Source organism: Streptomyces sp. SAJ15 (genome assembly GCF_007595705.1).
Lineage (GTDB): Bacteria > Actinomycetota > Actinomycetes > Streptomycetales > Streptomycetaceae > Streptomyces.
Map to the genome: position 1 here is coordinate 1,070,291 of NZ_NISY01000001.1, position 15,250 is coordinate 1,085,540.

The 15,250-nt window shown below is 72.2% G+C and carries 11 protein-coding genes; 9 read left to right on the top strand and 2 right to left on the bottom strand.

Features of this window, described 5'->3' with window-relative positions; translation table 11 throughout:
- Positions 1-100 precede the first annotated feature (100 nt).
- The 8 genes from CD790_RS34410 (at position 101) to CD790_RS04720 (ending at position 11,617) form a co-directional block, all read left to right on the top strand.
- Positions 101-256 carry a hypothetical protein gene (locus CD790_RS34410; RefSeq protein WP_186318863.1) on the top strand — a complete coding sequence of 52 codons (156 nt, stop codon included), beginning with the start codon at positions 101-103 and terminating at the stop codon, positions 254-256.
- The gene (locus tag CD790_RS04690) at positions 253-3,264 is read left to right on the top strand and encodes a bifunctional diguanylate cyclase/phosphodiesterase (RefSeq protein WP_144381651.1); all 3,012 of its coding nucleotides are present in this window, start codon (positions 253-255) and stop codon (positions 3,262-3,264) included. The genes CD790_RS34410 and CD790_RS04690 overlap by 4 nt, the downstream gene beginning before the upstream one ends.
- A gap of 261 nt (positions 3,265-3,525) precedes the next feature.
- Complete coding sequence (locus tag CD790_RS04695; protein WP_144381652.1) at positions 3,526-5,415, top strand: acetolactate synthase large subunit; 1,890 nt, start codon at positions 3,526-3,528, stop codon at positions 5,413-5,415.
- 36 nt (positions 5,416-5,451) lie between these two features.
- A complete protein-coding gene (gene ilvN, locus CD790_RS04700; RefSeq protein WP_144381653.1) occupies positions 5,452-5,976 on the top strand; it encodes an acetolactate synthase small subunit in 525 nt (174 codons plus the stop codon).
- A gap of 94 nt (positions 5,977-6,070) precedes the next feature.
- Positions 6,071-7,069, top strand: coding sequence for a ketol-acid reductoisomerase (ilvC, locus tag CD790_RS04705; RefSeq protein ID WP_144381654.1), 999 nt, complete (start codon positions 6,071-6,073; stop codon positions 7,067-7,069).
- Between the two features lie 410 nt (positions 7,070-7,479).
- Positions 7,480-9,096 (top strand): phosphoglycerate dehydrogenase, encoded by a 1,617-nt coding sequence (serA, locus tag CD790_RS04710; protein WP_144381655.1) that lies wholly within the window; start codon positions 7,480-7,482, stop codon positions 9,094-9,096.
- A 284-nt stretch (positions 9,097-9,380) separates the two neighbouring features.
- Positions 9,381-10,088 carry a TetR/AcrR family transcriptional regulator gene (locus CD790_RS04715; RefSeq protein WP_144381656.1) on the top strand — a complete coding sequence of 236 codons (708 nt, stop codon included), beginning with the start codon at positions 9,381-9,383 and terminating at the stop codon, positions 10,086-10,088.
- A 29-nt stretch (positions 10,089-10,117) separates the two neighbouring features.
- Positions 10,118-11,617, top strand: a complete 1,500-nt coding sequence (locus CD790_RS04720) for an MFS transporter (protein ID WP_144381657.1) — start codon at positions 10,118-10,120, stop codon at positions 11,615-11,617.
- A 25-nt stretch (positions 11,618-11,642) separates the two neighbouring features.
- Here CD790_RS04720 and CD790_RS04725 read toward each other — a convergent pair whose 3' ends face one another.
- Together CD790_RS04725 and CD790_RS04730 are read right to left on the bottom strand one after the other, a co-directional pair.
- A complete protein-coding gene (locus tag CD790_RS04725; protein WP_144381658.1) occupies positions 11,643-12,845 on the bottom strand; it encodes a serine hydrolase in 1,203 nt (400 codons plus the stop codon).
- An 89-nt stretch (positions 12,846-12,934) separates the two neighbouring features.
- On the bottom strand, positions 12,935-14,566 hold the full coding sequence (locus CD790_RS04730) for an MFS transporter (RefSeq protein ID WP_144381659.1): 1,632 nt from the start codon (positions 14,564-14,566) through the stop codon (positions 12,935-12,937).
- A gap of 83 nt (positions 14,567-14,649) precedes the next feature.
- Here CD790_RS04730 and CD790_RS04735 point away from each other — a divergent pair, with 83 nt between their 5' ends.
- The gene (locus CD790_RS04735) at positions 14,650-15,225 is read left to right on the top strand and encodes a TetR/AcrR family transcriptional regulator (protein WP_144381660.1); all 576 of its coding nucleotides are present in this window, start codon (positions 14,650-14,652) and stop codon (positions 15,223-15,225) included.
- Positions 15,226-15,250 lie beyond the last annotated feature (25 nt).

The following is a 15,250-nucleotide window of genomic DNA, read 5'->3' on the forward strand; positions in this document are numbered from 1 at the left end:
GAGCGGGGGTCGCGCCAAGGATCGAGCGGCGCGGCGAAGGACCAGAACGATGGGTGGTCCCCGCGCGGCGGGGGTGATCCCGTAAGGGGGGCGACGGGTGATGTTCGGCCATGGGATCAACGACCCGACGCGACTCGGGCATCGGTTGCGGGCGGCCCGCAACCTCGCCCGACCGCCGCTGCGCCGGCCTTCGGCGCGGCTGGTGATCCACCTGTTCGACACGGGGCCCGCGGGGCGTCGGGCGGGCGTCCGGTGAGCGCCCCCGGGGCGGTGATCGGCCGCCCGCAGGTCCGGTCCGGCAGTGCGGGGACGGTGCGACAACTGCTCCTCGCCGCCGTCTGCGGGGGCTACGCCACGGGCGCCATGCTCGGTTGGGGATCCCCCGAAGTCGCCCTGATCATGGGCGACTTCGGGCTCAGCGTGGCCGCCTTCGTGGCCGCGGCGTCCTGCTTCTGGTACGGCTGGACCTGCTCCGGCCGGATCCGGCCGGCCTGGTTCCTGTTCGCCGTCTCCTCGGCCATGGCCGGCGTCGGCAACGCCGTCTGGGGCTGGTACGAGGTGGTGCTGGGGCGCACCGTGCCCGGCCTGTCCCTCGCCGACTTCTGCTTCCTGCTCTTCGCGCCGCCCGCCATCGTCGGGCTGCTGGTGCTCGCCAAGCGTCCGGTCACCCGCGCCGGCTGGGTCTGCCTGGGGCTGGACGCCTGGCTGATCGCCGGCTCGCTGCTGACCCTCTCCTGGAGCCTGGCGCTGGCGCACACCGCGCAGTTCCGGGGCGCCGGGGAGAGCGTGGCGCGCACCGCGCTGTCGCTGGCCTATCCGCTGCTGGACATCGTGCTCGTCTCCATGGTGTTGGCGCTGCACTTCAAGCGCTCGGCCGCCAACCGGTCCGCGGTCAACACGGCCATCGGGGCGTTCGCCCTGACCGTGCTGTGCGACGCGCTGTTCACCCTGCCCGGGCTGCGGGAGCACTACCGCTCCGGGCAGTTCCTGGACGCCGGCTGGTTCGCCGGCTCGGTGCTGCTGGCGTACGCGCCCTGGGCCGCCCGCTCCGCCGGGCTCGCCGCGGCCGCCCGCGCCGCCGAGCGCCCGCCCGCGCCGCCGCGCCGCGCCGCCCAGCCCAGCCGGCCGCTCGGCGGCTCGCTCGCCGCCCTGGCCCCGTACCTGGCCGCGGCCGTGTGCACCCTGGGCGTGCTCTACAACGTCATGGACGGCCGCGAGATCGACCGCGTGGTGCTCTTCACCGCCTGCGCGGTGGTGCTGGCGCTGGTGGTGCGGCAGGCCATCATGCTGCTGGACAACCTCAGCCTCACTCAGGAGCTGGCGCAGAAGGAGAACCACTTCCGGTCCCTGGTGCAGAGCTCCAGCGACGTCATCATGATCGCCGCGCCGACCGGCATCCTGCGCTACGTCAGCCCCGCGGCCTCCGGGGTCTACGGGCGGGACGCGGACGAGCTCGTCGGCTCCGAGCTGGCCTCGCTCATCCACCCCGAGGACCTCGGCGCGGTGGTGCACGAGGTCCGTCGGTTCCTGGCCGCGCCGTCCGCCGACGAGCCCACCACCCGGATCGAGTGCCGCTTCCGCTCCGGCGGCGGCGACTGGCTCAACGTGGAGTCGACCGTCAACCGGCACCACGGCGGACTGATCTTCAACAGCCGGGACGTCACCGAGCGGGTCCGGCTCCAGGCCCAGCTCCAGCACAACGCCGAGCACGACCCGCTCACCGACCTGCCCAACCGGGCGCTGTTCACCAAGCGGGTGCGGCAGGCGCTGGCCGGCCGCCGGCGCACCGACGCCGGCACCGCCGTGCTCTTCATCGACCTCGACGGCTTCAAGGCGGTCAACGACACGGTCGGCCACCAGGCCGGCGACGAGCTGCTGGTGCAGGCCGCCCGGCGGCTCCAGGAGTCGGTGCGCTCCGGCTCCGGGGACTGCGCCGCCCGGCTGGGCGGGGACGAGTTCGCCGCCCTGATCCTGGGCGACGGCGGGCCCGACCACGCCGCCCGCGAGTGCCATGTGCTGGAGATCGCCGACCGGCTGCGGGTCGCGCTCTCCCAGCCCTACCGGGTGGAGGGCGGCACCGAGGTCCGGGTCGCCGCCAGCATCGGCGTCGCCTTCGCCGAGCCCGGCATCAGCCCCGGCGCCCTGATGCGCAACGCCGACCTGGCCATGTACCGCGCCAAGTCCGCGGGCAAGAACCGGGTCGAGCTGTACGCCCCGCAGATGCAGGCCGAGGTGGTGCGGCGGGCCGAGGTCGCCTCCCGGCTGCGCGCCGCGCTGCACGAGGGCGAGTTCGTGCTGCTGCACCAGCCGGTGGTCGAGCTGGCCACCGGGCGGATCAGCGCGGTCGCCGCCCAGGCCCGCTGGCGCTCCGCGCAGGGCATCCTCTTCACCCCGGCCGAGTTCCTGCGGGTGGCCGACAACGGCCGCGGCGGCAGTGGCGAGGAGGCGGCCCGGCTGGCCGAGCTGAGCCGCTGGATGCTGGAGGAGGCCGTCGAGCAGGCCGCCCGGCGCCGACAGGCCGGACACCTCGCGCCCGTCGCGGTGCGACTGCCGGCCACCCGGCTGGTCGACAAGGCGATGCCGCCCAAGAGCGTGGAGGCCCTGCTGACGCGGCACGGGCTGCCCTCGGGCGCGCTCGTCCTGGAGCTGACCGACAGCGATCCCCGGGTGCCGCTGGACGAGCTGGAGCTGCGGCTGGGCGCGCTGCGCCGGCTGGGCGTGCGGATCGCGCTGGACGGCTTCGGCAGCGGCTACGCCGCGATCAGGTCGCTGCGCCGACTGCCCATCGACATCCTCAAGCTGGACCGGGGGCTGGTCGAGGGCGTCGTGGAGTCCTCCCGGCTGCACAAGATCACCTCGGGGCTGCTGCAGATCTCGGGCGATCTCGGGATGCAGTCGGTGGCCGAGGGCGTCGACCTGCCGGAACAGATCACGGCGTTGCGCGCCATGGGCTGTACGCACGCCCAGGGCATGGCGTTCTCCGGGCCGCTGGACGAGCACCGGCTGCGCCGCGCCCTGACCCGTGGCACCTACCCGGTGCCGCGCGCGGACCACACCCCGGTGCTGGTCGGCGGGGCGCTCCCGATGCGCCACGGAGTGGGGCACGGTGGCGCGCACGCGGGGGCGCACGCCGGTGCCCACGCGGCCGTGGCACACGGCGGTGGTGCGGTGCACGGCGGGGCGCCGCATGGAAGCCGCAGGCCAGAGCCTCACCCCCATCCGCCATTGCGCTCAAATAATGAGACGCCCGTCCCACCCACTTGACACCCCGTGGGTGTCGGGGAGAGGGTCGGAGCCATGCGCACCCGAATTCTCGTACTTGGACAGCGCGTCGGCTGAGCAGGGCGGCCCTCCGGGCCTCCACACCCTGCGGACCTCACCGGCGCGCTCCCCTCGCTTGCCTTACGGCACGAGGGGTTTTTTGTTGCATCAGACTCGTAGTAGAAACCCGCAAAGCACCACAAACGCACCCAGCGGGGCGACCCCCGAGCCCCGTACACCCTCATCTTCGAGAAGAGAAGACCGATGACCGAGCAGGCTTCCGGGTCCCACCATCCGCAGCCGCGGGCCCGTAGCGGCGGGCAGCAGCAGCCCGCCACCGTCGAGCACGTCACGGGAGCGCAGTCCCTCATCCGCTCGCTGGAGGAAGTCGGCGCCGACACCGTGTTCGGCATTCCCGGCGGTGCGATCCTCCCCGCGTACGACCCGATGATGGACTCCTCGAAGGTCCGGCACGTACTGGTCCGCCACGAGCAGGGGGCGGGGCATGCCGCCACCGGCTACGCGCAGGCCACCGGCAAGGTCGGCGTCTGCATGGCCACCTCCGGCCCCGGCGCCACCAACCTGGTCACCCCGATCGCGGACGCGCACATGGACTCGGTGCCGCTGGTCGCCATCACCGGTCAGGTGCCCTCCACCTCCATCGGCACGGACGCCTTCCAGGAGGCGGACATCTGCGGCATCACCATGCCGATCACCAAGCACAACTTCCTGGTCACCAAGGCCGAGGACATCCCGCGGACCATCGCGGAGGCGTTCCACATCGCCGCCACCGGCCGCCCGGGGCCGGTCCTGGTCGACATCTCCAAGGACGCGCTGCAGGCCAAGACCACCTTCTCCTGGCCGCCGCAGACCGATCTGCCCGGCTACCGGCCGGTCACCAAGCCGCACGCCAAGCAGATCCGCGAGGCCGCGCGGCTGGTCACCCAGGCCCGCCGCCCGGTGCTGTACGTCGGCGGCGGCGTGCTCAAGGCGGGCGCCACCGGCGAGCTCAAGGTGCTGGCCGAGCTGACCGGAGCCCCCGTCACCACCACCCTGATGGCGCTCGGCTCCTTCCCCGACACCCATCCGCAGCACCTGGGCATGCCCGGCATGCACGGCACCGTCGCGGCCGTCACCGCGCTGCAGAAGGCCGACCTGATCGTGGCGCTGGGCGCCCGGTTCGACGACCGGGTCACCGGTCGGCTGGACTCCTTCGCCCCGTACGCCAAGATCGTCCACGCCGACATCGACCCGGCCGAGATCGGCAAGAACCGGGCCGCGGACGTGCCGATCGTCGGCGACGCCCGCGAGGTCATCGCCGACCTGATCGTCGCCGTCCAGGCCGAGCTGGACTCCGACCACGCCGGCGAGTGGGCCCGGACCCGCTACGCGGACTGGTGGGAGGACCTGAACCGCTGGCGCGACACCTACCCGCTCGGCTACGACCTGCCGGACGACGGCAGCCTCTCCCCGCAGCAGGTCATCCAGCGGATCGGCCAGCTGGCCCCGGAGGGCACCGTCTTCGCCGCCGGCGTCGGGCAGCACCAGATGTGGGCCGCCCACTTCATCGACTACGAGACGCCCGCGACCTGGCTGAACTCCGGCGGCGCCGGGACGATGGGGTACGCGGTCCCGGCCGCGATGGGCGCCAAGGCCGGCCGGCCGGACCGCACGGTGTGGGCGATCGACGGCGACGGCTGCTTCCAGATGACCAATCAGGAGCTGGTCACCTGCGCGCTGAACGACATCCCGATCAAGGTCGCGATCATCAACAACGGTGCGCTCGGCATGGTCCGCCAGTGGCAGACCCTCTTCTACAACCAGCGCTACTCCAACACCGTCCTGCACTCCGGCCCCACGGGCAACGGCGGCTCGGCGGCGGGCGACGGCAGGCAGAGCGCCGGCACCCGCGTCCCCGACTTCGTGAAGCTGGCCGAGGCCATGGGCTGCGTCTCGATGCGCTGCGAGGACCCGGCGGAGCTGGACAAGGTCATCGCCGAGGCCAACGCCATCAACGACCGGCCGGTGGTCGTCGACTTCATCGTCCACGAGGACGCCATGGTGTGGCCGATGGTCGCCGCCGGCACCTCCAACGACGAGATCCAGGCGGCCCGCGGGGTGCGCCCGGACTTCGGCGACAGCGAAGAAGACTGAGCCCCCCGGACGAGAGACAGGAAGAGACGCAACCTCATGTCCAAGCACACACTCTCCGTCCTGGTGGAGAACACCCCCGGCATCCTGGCCCGGATCGCCGCCCTGTTCTCCCGCCGCGGCTTCAACATCGACTCGCTCGCGGTCGGGGTCACCGAGCACCCCGACATCTCCCGCATCACCATCGTGGTGAACGTCGAGGAGCTGCCGCTGGAGCAGGTCACCAAGCAGCTCAACAAGCTCGTCAACGTGCTGAAGATCGTCGAGCTGGAGGACAGCTCCGCGATCCAGCGTGAACTCGTCCTGGTGAAGGTCCGTGCGGACAACGAGACCCGCTCCCAGGTCGTGGAGATCGTCCAGTTGTTCCGCGCCAAGACCGTGGACGTCTCGCCGGAGGCCGTGACCATCGAGGCCACCGGCAGCAGTGACAAACTGGAAGCCATGCTCCGGATGCTGGAACCGTACGGCATCAAGGAGTTGGTGCAGTCCGGCACCATCGCCATAGGGCGCGGCGCACGCTCCATCACCGACCGGAGCCTGCGCGCGCTCGACCGCTCGGCGTAACCGCGTCATCCGCGCCACTCACCCACGCCAACCATCACCCGTCCACCCGTCATACGGTGGGACGGACAACCCCGATACCTAGGAGAGACCACCAGTGGCCGAGCTGTTCTACGACGACGACGCCGACCTGTCCATCATCCAGGGCCGCAAGGTCGCGGTCCTCGGCTACGGCAGCCAGGGCCACGCCCACGCGCTGTCGCTGCGCGACTCGGGGGTCGACGTCCGGGTCGGCCTGCACGAGGGCTCCACGTCGAAGGCGAAGGCCGAGGAGCAGGGCCTGCGCGTGGTCACCCCGGCCGAGGCCGCGGCCGAGGCCGACGTCATCATGATCCTGGTCCCGGACCCGATCCAGGCGCAGGTCTACGAGGAGTCCGTCAAGGACAACCTCAAGGACGGCGACGCGCTGTTCTTCGGCCACGGCCTGAACGTCCGCTTCGGCTTCATCAAGCCGCCGGCCGGCGTCGACGTCTGCATGGTCGCCCCCAAGGGCCCGGGTCACCTGGTCCGCCGCCAGTATGAGGAGGGCCGCGGCGTGCCGTGCATCGCGGCCGTCGAGCAGGACGCCACCGGCGGCGGCTTCCCGCTGGCGCTGTCGTACGCCAAGGCCATCGGCGGCACCCGCGCCGGCGTCATCAAGACCACCTTCACCGAGGAGACCGAGACCGACCTCTTCGGCGAGCAGGCGGTGCTCTGCGGTGGCACCGCGGCGCTGGTCAAGGCGGGCTTCGAGACCCTGGTCGAGGCCGGCTACCAGCCGGAGATCGCGTACTTCGAGTGCCTCCACGAGCTGAAGCTGATCGTGGACCTGATGTACGAGGGCGGCCTGGAGAAGATGCGCTGGTCGGTCTCGGAGACCGCCGAGTGGGGCGACTACGTCACCGGCCCGCGCATCATCACCGACGCCACCAAGGCCGAGATGAAGAAGGTCCTCGCCGAGATCCAGGACGGCACCTTCGCCAAGAACTGGATGGACGAGTACCACGGCGGCCTGAAGAAGTACAACGAGTACAAGACCCAGGACAGCGAGCACCTGCTGGAGACCACCGGCAAGGAGCTGCGCAAGCTGATGAGCTGGGTCGACGAGGAGGCGTGACCGCCTCCGGGCGGGGGGTCGCGGGACGCCGGGGTGGCCCGGTCCCGCGGCCCCGCCGCCCGTGGCGGGCGCCGTGACGCGGCCGACCCGCCGCCTGTGGTGACCCCGGCGCTTCCCGCCGGGACTCCTCCCCGCCCACCCGCCCCTTTCCGGGGGCGGGTGGGCGGGGATCGTGGGGCAGACCGGGCGAAACGCGTTACCCGGGGTACGCGCGCCTCGACGACCTGGCCAGGCGCGTGAGGGTGACAGTGCCGGATAGGCGCAAGACGCGGGGCCTTTCGCCACTACACTGCCTTTCTAACAAGCGCGTCAGGCTCACAGCGTCGTGCGTCTTCCACGCGGCTGCCCCCTTCACCGCCTTCGGCCGTCGGGACGGCCGTCCGCGAAGGACAAGTGAGGACTGAGACTCCGTGAGCACTGCTTCGAACGGCACACCGGCCGGCAAGCCCGTCGTTCTCATCGCTGAAGAGCTGTCGCCCGCCACCGTCGACGCCCTGGGGCCGGACTTCGAGATCCGGACCTGCAACGGCGCCGACCGCGCCGAGCTGCTCCCCGCCATCGCCGACGTCGACGCGATCCTCGTGCGCAGCGCGACCAAGGTGGACGCCGAGGCGATCGCCGCGGGCCGGAAACTGAGGGTCGTCGCCCGGGCCGGCGTCGGTCTGGACAACGTGGACGTCGCGGCCGCCACCAAGGCCGGCGTCATGGTCGTGAACGCTCCGACCTCCAACATCGTCACCGCCGCCGAGCTGGCCTGCGGTCTGCTGCTGGCCACCGCGCGCAACATCCCGCAGGCGAACGCCGCGCTGAAGCGGGGCGAGTGGCAGCGCAGCAAGTACACCGGTGTCGAGCTGAGCGAGAAGACGCTGGGCGTGGTCGGCCTCGGCCGCATCGGGGTGCTGGTGGCCCAGCGGATGTCGGCCTTCGGGATGAAGATCGTCGCGTACGACCCGTATGTGCAGCCCGCGCGCGCCGCGCAGATGGGCGTCAAGCTGCTCTCGCTGGACGAGCTGCTGGAGGTCTCGGACTTCATCACCGTCCACCTCCCCAAGACGCCGGAGACCATCGGTCTGATCGGTGACGAGGCGCTGCACAAGGTCAAGCCGGAGGTGCGGATCGTCAACGCCGCGCGGGGCGGGATCGTGGACGAGGCGGCGCTGGCCTCCGCGCTCAAGGAGGGCCGGGTCGCCGCCGCGGGCCTGGACGTCTTCGCCAAGGAGCCGTGCACCGACTCCCCGCTCTTCGAGTTCGACAACGTGGTGGCCACCCCGCACCTGGGCGCCTCCACCGGTGAGGCGCAGGAGAAGGCGGGCATCGCGGTGGCCCGCTCGGTGCGCCTGGCGCTCGCCGGCGAGCTGGTCCCGGACGCGGTCAACGTGCAGGGCGGGGTCATCGCCCAGGACGTCAAGCCCGGTCTGCCGCTGGCCGAGAAGCTGGGCCGGATCTTCACCGCCCTGGCGGGCGAGGTCGCGGTCCGGCTCGACGTCGAGGTGTACGGCGAGATCACCCAGCACGACGTCAAGGTGCTGGAACTCTCCGCGCTCAAGGGTGTGTTCGAGGACGTCGTCGACGAGACGGTCTCCTATGTGAACGCCCCGCTGTTCGCGCAGGAGCGCGGCGTCGAGGTGCGGCTGACCACCAGCTCGGAGTCGACCGAGCACCGCAACGTGGTGACCGTGCGCGGTACCCTCTCCGACGGCTCGGAGGTCTCGATCTCCGGCACGCTGGCCGGCCCCAAGCACCTGCAGAAGATCGTCGCGGTCGGCGAGTACGACGTCGACCTGGCGCTCGCCGACCACATGGCGTTCTTCCGCTACATCGACCGGCCGGGTGTGGTGGGCACGCTGGGCCGAATCCTGGGCGAGGCGCGCATCAACATCGCCGGCATGCAGGTCTCGCGGGCGACGATCGGCGGTGAGGCGGTGGTCGCGCTCACCGTCGACGACACCATCCCCGCCGGGGTGCTCGCCGAGATCGCCGACGAGATCGGTGCCACCTCCGCGCGGTCGGTGAACCTGGTCGACTGACCGTCGGCGTCCCTTTCTCCGGGCCCGGTCCCCGCTTCGGCGGGGGCCGGGCCCGTGGCGTTGGGCGGGCGGTCGGCGGGTGGGCGGTCGGCGGTCGGCGGTCGGCGGCGGTCGGTCGGCGGTGGGTGCGGGGGCGGCGGGTCGACCGGGGCGGCGAGTTTTTCATCATGTGTTGAATTAATGCCCGCCTCTCGCTACGCTGAGCCTCGAACGCTAAGTGGAGAAAATTTATCCACCTGCGCCCGCTCACTCACACCCTGCTTCAGTGATTCGGAAGGTGTGCCATGCGCGCCGACGCCCAGCGCAACCGCGAGCAGATCCTTCGCGCGGCCCGCGAGATCTTCGTCGACCAGGGGCCCGACGCCCCGCTGGACGAGATAGCCAGGCGGGCGGGGGTGGGGATCGCCACCCTGTACCGGCGCTTCCCCGAGCGCGACGACCTGATCCAGGCGGTGGCGCTCGACGTGTTCACCGCCCTCATCGCGGCCGCCCACGGCGCGCTCGCCGAGGAACCCGACCCGGCCGTGGGGCTGCGACGGTTCATGCACGCCGCCCTCGACCTGAAGGTCGGCTCGGTGATGCCCTCGCTGATGGGCCGGGTCGACGTCGACTCCATGGTCGACGCGGCCCGCGGTGACGCCGTCGAGCCGGTCCAGGAGATGCTGACCCGCGCCCAGCGGGACGGACTGATCCGCGAGGACGTCGTCTTCGGCGACATCGCCCTGGTGCTGACCCGGCTCAGCCGGCCGCTGCCGGGCGCTCGGATCCCGTTCGACGGCGACCTCGCCCATCGTCATCTGGACGTCTACATCGACGGCCTGCGCGCGCCGGGGGCCGAGCGGCCGAGGGACCCGTTGCCCGGGCCCGCCATCACCGGCGAGGAGTTCAAGCGGCTGCGGGAGCGCCTGGCCAAGGGCCCCGGGCCCGCCGCCGACCCCGACGCCGATCACGACCCCAGCGCCGGCCCGGCCGCCGGCCCCACCCACGCCTAAGCCCCCGCCCCTGTGTGAAAGGCACGGCCATGACCATGGAATCGCCCCATGTGACCAACCCCCGCCGTTGGCTGGCACTGGCCTTCATCGGCCTGGCACAGCTGATGATCGTCCTCGACATCACCATCGTGAACATCGCGTTGCCCTCGGCCCAGGCGGACCTCGGCATCTCCGACGGCGACCGGCAGTGGGTCATCACCGCCTACACCCTGGCCTTCGGCAGCCTGCTGCTGCTCGGCGGTCGCATCGCCGACTACACCGGACGCCGGCGGACCTTCGTCATCGGGCTGCTCGGCTTCGCCGGCGCCTCCGCGCTCGGCGGCGCCGCCTCCGGCTTCGGCATGCTGCTCGCCGCCCGTGCCCTCCAGGGCGCCTTCGCCGCGCTGCTCGCGCCCACGGCCCTCTCGCTGCTCGCGGTGAGCTTCACCGAGCCGCGCGAGCGCGCCAAGGCGTTCGGCGTCTTCGGCGCCATCGCGGGCGGCGGCGGCGCGCTCGGCCTGGTGCTGGGCGGGGCGTTGACCGAGTACCTGGACTGGCGCTGGTGCCTGTATGTGAACGTGCCGATCGCCGTCCTCGCCGTCTTCGGCTGGTACGTGCTTCCGGCCGACGCCCGCACCCCCGGCGCCGCCGCCCGTTTCGACATCCCCGGGGTGCTGCTCGCCGTCTCCGGCCTGGTGGCCGTCGTCTACGGATGCAGCGAGGCGGAGTCCGAGGGCTGGGGCTCGCTCGGAGCCAGCGGACTGCTCACCCTCGGCGCCGTGCTGCTGTTCGCGTTCGTCCTGGTCGAGCGGCGGGTGGCGCGGCCGCTGCTGCCGCTGCGGGTGGTCGCGGACCGCACCCGCGGCAGCGCGTACCTGGCCGTCGCGATGTCGGTGGTCGGCATGTTCGCGCTCTTCCTCTTCCTCACCTACTACATGCAGGTCGTCAAGGGCTACTCGGCGCTGGTCACCGGCGTGGCCTTCCTGCCGATGTCCTTCGCCGTGGTGGTGGGCGCGGCCGGCGTCGCCACCCGGCTGATCCCGAGGGTGCCACCGCGTGCCCTGATGGTGCCCGGGCTGCTCATCACCGCCCTCGGCGTCGGTCTGCTGATCCCGCTCGACGCCGGCAGCTCCTACGCGGGCGGCCTGCTGCCCTCGGAGATCCTCGTCGGCTTCGGCATGGGCCTGGTGATGGCCCCGGCGATGAACTACGCCACCCACGGCGTCCGGGCCGAGGAGGCCGGCGTCGCCTCGGCCACCGTCAACACCGCGCAGCAGATCGGCGGCTCGATCGGCACCGCGCTGCTCAACACCATCGCCACCAGCGCCACCACCGACTACCTGAGCTCGCGGATCGGGGAGCGGCGCGGGCCGGTGCCGAAGGACACCGTCAAGGCCGCGCTGGTCGAGGGCTACACGGAGGCGTTCGTCTGGGCCACGGTGATCCTGGTGGCCGCGGCCGGGGTGGTGGCGTTCCTGATGAACACCCCGCGTCCGCCCCGGGAGCAGGGCGTCGAGGACGCGCAGCCCGCCACGGCGCACTCTCTTTGAGGGCTCGCCGGTAGTGCGGGGCCGGCTACGGCGCGGTGGCGGCGTGGGCGATGCGCCGGGTCATCTCCTGGAGGCTCGCGTCCCGGCGCACCGGGGTGAAGGAGTACACCAGCTGCCGCGCCTGATCCACGGTGGAGAACAGACCGGAGGCGTAGCCGTACGTCTCTCCGGTCTTTCCCCACAGAGTGATGCCGTTCACCGTGGCCGTCTGCAGGCCCACGCCGTAGCGGGCGGCAGCGGAGGGATCACCCCACATCCGCACCTCCTCGGGCGGCAGGGTGAACAGCTCCCGCTGGAGCCGCGACGGCAGCAGCGCGCCGGAGAACAGCACCCGACCGAAGCGGTCCAGGTCGGCGGTGGAGGAGACCATCTCGCCCTCGCCCCAGGCGTCCGAGGGGTCGACGACGGCCATGTCGCGGAGGCTGCCGTCGGTCATCCGGAGGTAGCCGTGCACGTGCGGGCCGCGCATCCGGCGCTCATGGCCGGGGACCGAGGTGCCGCGCAGACCCAGCGGGCGCAGCAGTCGGGCGGAGATCTCCGCCCCGTACGGCCGGCCGGTCAGCTCCTCGACCATCAGGGCGGCCAGCACGTAGTTGACGCCGCGGTATTCCTGGGCCGTGCCGGGGGTGAACTTCAGCTCCGGCGCCCCGTGGGTCACCGTGGCCACGAGCCGCCGCGGGGTCCAGCGGTCGAAGCGGTGGTCGTAGACCCGCTCCGGGGTGCTGAGGTCCGGCAGGTCCGGGCCGTGCTCGGCGGGCAGCCCGCTGGTGTGGTTCAGCAGTTGACGCAGGGTGATACCGGGCCAGCGGGAGGGGAGCAGGCCGGGCAGCACCCGCTGGACGGTGGTGTCGAGGGTGAGCCGGCGCTCGGCGACGAGTTGGAGCGCGACGGTGGCCACGAAGACCTTGGTGATGCTGCCGATCCGCACCTTGTCACCCGCGCGGACGGGGCGCCCGCCGGGCAGTTCGGTGGCTCCGGAGGAGCCGTACCAGGACCCGGCCGAGCCGCTGATCCGCAGCTGGGCGGCGGTCACCACCGGGTGCTCCAGGTCGTCGATGGCGGACCGGAGGGCACCGGGCTTCAGCGGGGGGACGGGGGCCGGCTCCCGGCGCGGGGCGCCGACGGTGGCCGCGGTCGCGCGGCCGGCGGGCAGCCCCACGGCGGCCACCACGGTCCCGGCGGCGGCGGTGGCGAGCAGGGAGCGGCGGGACAGGCGTGTCGTCGTCATGACCTCCACCCTCACGGCGCGGCGCCCCAGGGCCATCCGGGGAGATCCCCGGACCGTCCCTGAGGCGTGCCGTAGGGGAGGCGCTCCGATCACTGAGTGAGCGTCAGGGGTGTGTTCTGCTCGGGGAGTTCGGCTCTGGCCGCCTCGGTGGGGCCGGTCTCCGGCCGCTCGGGGTCGGCGGACGGGGCGTCCGTCGGCCGGTCGCCGACGTTCCGCAGGGTGACCGTCGCCAGGACGGCCGCCGCGAGCAGCACCAGGGCGCCGGTCGCGGCGGCGAGCTGCATCCCGTGGGTGAAGGCCTCGCGCGCGGTGGTCAGGAGTGCCTCGCCGGCGCGGCCCGGCAGTCCGCCGGCCAGCACCGAGGCGTTGCCGAGGGTCTCGCGCACGGCGTCCAGGGTGTCGGCGGGAAGGCCCGCGGGGGCGGCCTCGGTGACGTCGTGCCGGTAGACCGCGTTGCCGACACTGCCGAGGGCGGCCATGCCGAGCGCGCCGCCGAACTCCTGGCCGGTCTCCAGCAGCGAGGCCGCCGACCCGGCCGTCCGGGGCGGGGTGATGCCCAGCGCCAGGTCGGTGACGGTCGACATCACGGTGACGATGCCGGCGGCGCTGACGCCGCAGCCGAGCAGCACGGTCCACAGCGAGTCCGTGTCGGCCAGGGTCAGCACCCCGAGCCCGACGGCCGCCAGCACGAAGCCTCCGGCGACGACGTGGGCGCGCCGTACACCGCGCTGGACGAGCATGGTGGCCACCGGCGCGGCGCAGCCGATGAGGAGGGAGGGGGCCAGGCTCCACAGGGCGGCCTCCAGCGGGCTCTGGCCGAGCACCGACTGCAGGTACTGCGTGGTGAAGTAGGTGGAGCCCATCATGGCGAACATCGCGACGGCGTTGAGGGCGGCCGCGGAGCCGAAGCCGCGGTTGCGGAAGAGGGCGGGGTTGATCATCGGGTCGCGCCGGGTGAGCTGGCGGCGGACGAAGAGCAGTCCGAGGACGAGCCCGGCGCCGATGGCGAGGGCGGGGGTGGTCGCGAAGCCGTCGGCCGCGATCTTCTTCAGTCCGTAGATCACGGGGAGCACGGCGCCCATCGAGAGGGGCACGCTGGGCAGGTCGAAGCGTCCGGGCGCCGGGTCCTTGAACTCCGGGACCAGGATCGGCGCCAGCACCAGCAGCAGCACCATCGCCGGGACGTTGATCAGGAAGATCGAGCCCCACCAGAAGTGGCTGAGCATGACGCCGCTCAGCACCGAGCCGAGCGCGACGCCCGCCGTCATGACGCCCGACCAGATGCCGACGGCGGCGGCCCGCTGTCCGGGGTCCTGGAAGAGGTTGCGCACCAGCGCCATCGTCGAGGGCATCAGGGTGGCTCCGCCGATGCCCAACAGCGCGCGGGCGGCGATGAGCATCTCCGCGCTCTGCGCGTAGGCCGCGGCGACCGACGCGGCGCCGAAGGCGGCGGCACCGAGCAGCAGCAGCTTGCGGCGGCCGATCCGGTCGCCGAGCGAGCCCATGGTGATCAGCAGGCCGGCCAGCGCGAAGGCGTAGATGTCGAAGATCCACAGCTGTTGGGTGCCGCTGAGGTCCAGCTCGCGGCTGATCGCCGGAATGGCGAAATACAGGACCGACACGTCCATGGAGACCAGCAGCAGCGGAAGCATCAGGACCACGAAGGCGGTCCACTCCCGGCGGCCGGCGCGCCGCGGGGAGTTGAGGGAGGGCGTCGTCATGTCGAGGACTATACGGCTGTATTAAACGCCTGTCTAGAACGCTTGTATAAGACGGCTGTATGGCCGCGGGGTAGGGTGAGTCCATGGGACATCGCGAGGATCTGTTGCAGGGCGCCAAGCGCTGCCTGCTGGAGAAGGGGTGGTCGCGCACGACCGCGCGCGACATCGTGGCCGCCTCGGGCGCCAACCTGGCCTCCATCGGCTACCACTACGGCTCCAAGGACGCCCTGATGCGGGAGGCGCTGTTCTCCGCCATGGGCGACTGGGGCGACGAGCTGGCCGCGATGTTGAAGGACGAAGTCCCCGGGGACGCGACGGCGTTGGAGCGCTTCGCGTCGAGCTGGACGCGGGTGCGCGCGCTCTTCGACCGGCATCGGGGGCTGTGGATGGCCCAGCTGGAGGCCATCCTCCAGGCGGAGCGGGACCCGGAGCTGCGGGCGGCGTTCGGCCGCGCCCAACCGGAGGGGCGCGAGGGGCTGGTGGCGCTGTTCCACGGCATCGACGACAGCGAGGTCGACCCGGACTCCGCGAAGATCCTCGGCTCGTTCTATATGACGCTGGTGAGCGGGATGGTCGTGCAGATGGCGTTGGACGACGAGCTCACGCCCGGCGGGGAGCAGTTGGCCGAGGCGATGCGCCGCCTGGTGACGGGGGAGTGACCCCGCGGCGGGGCGGGGGTCCGGC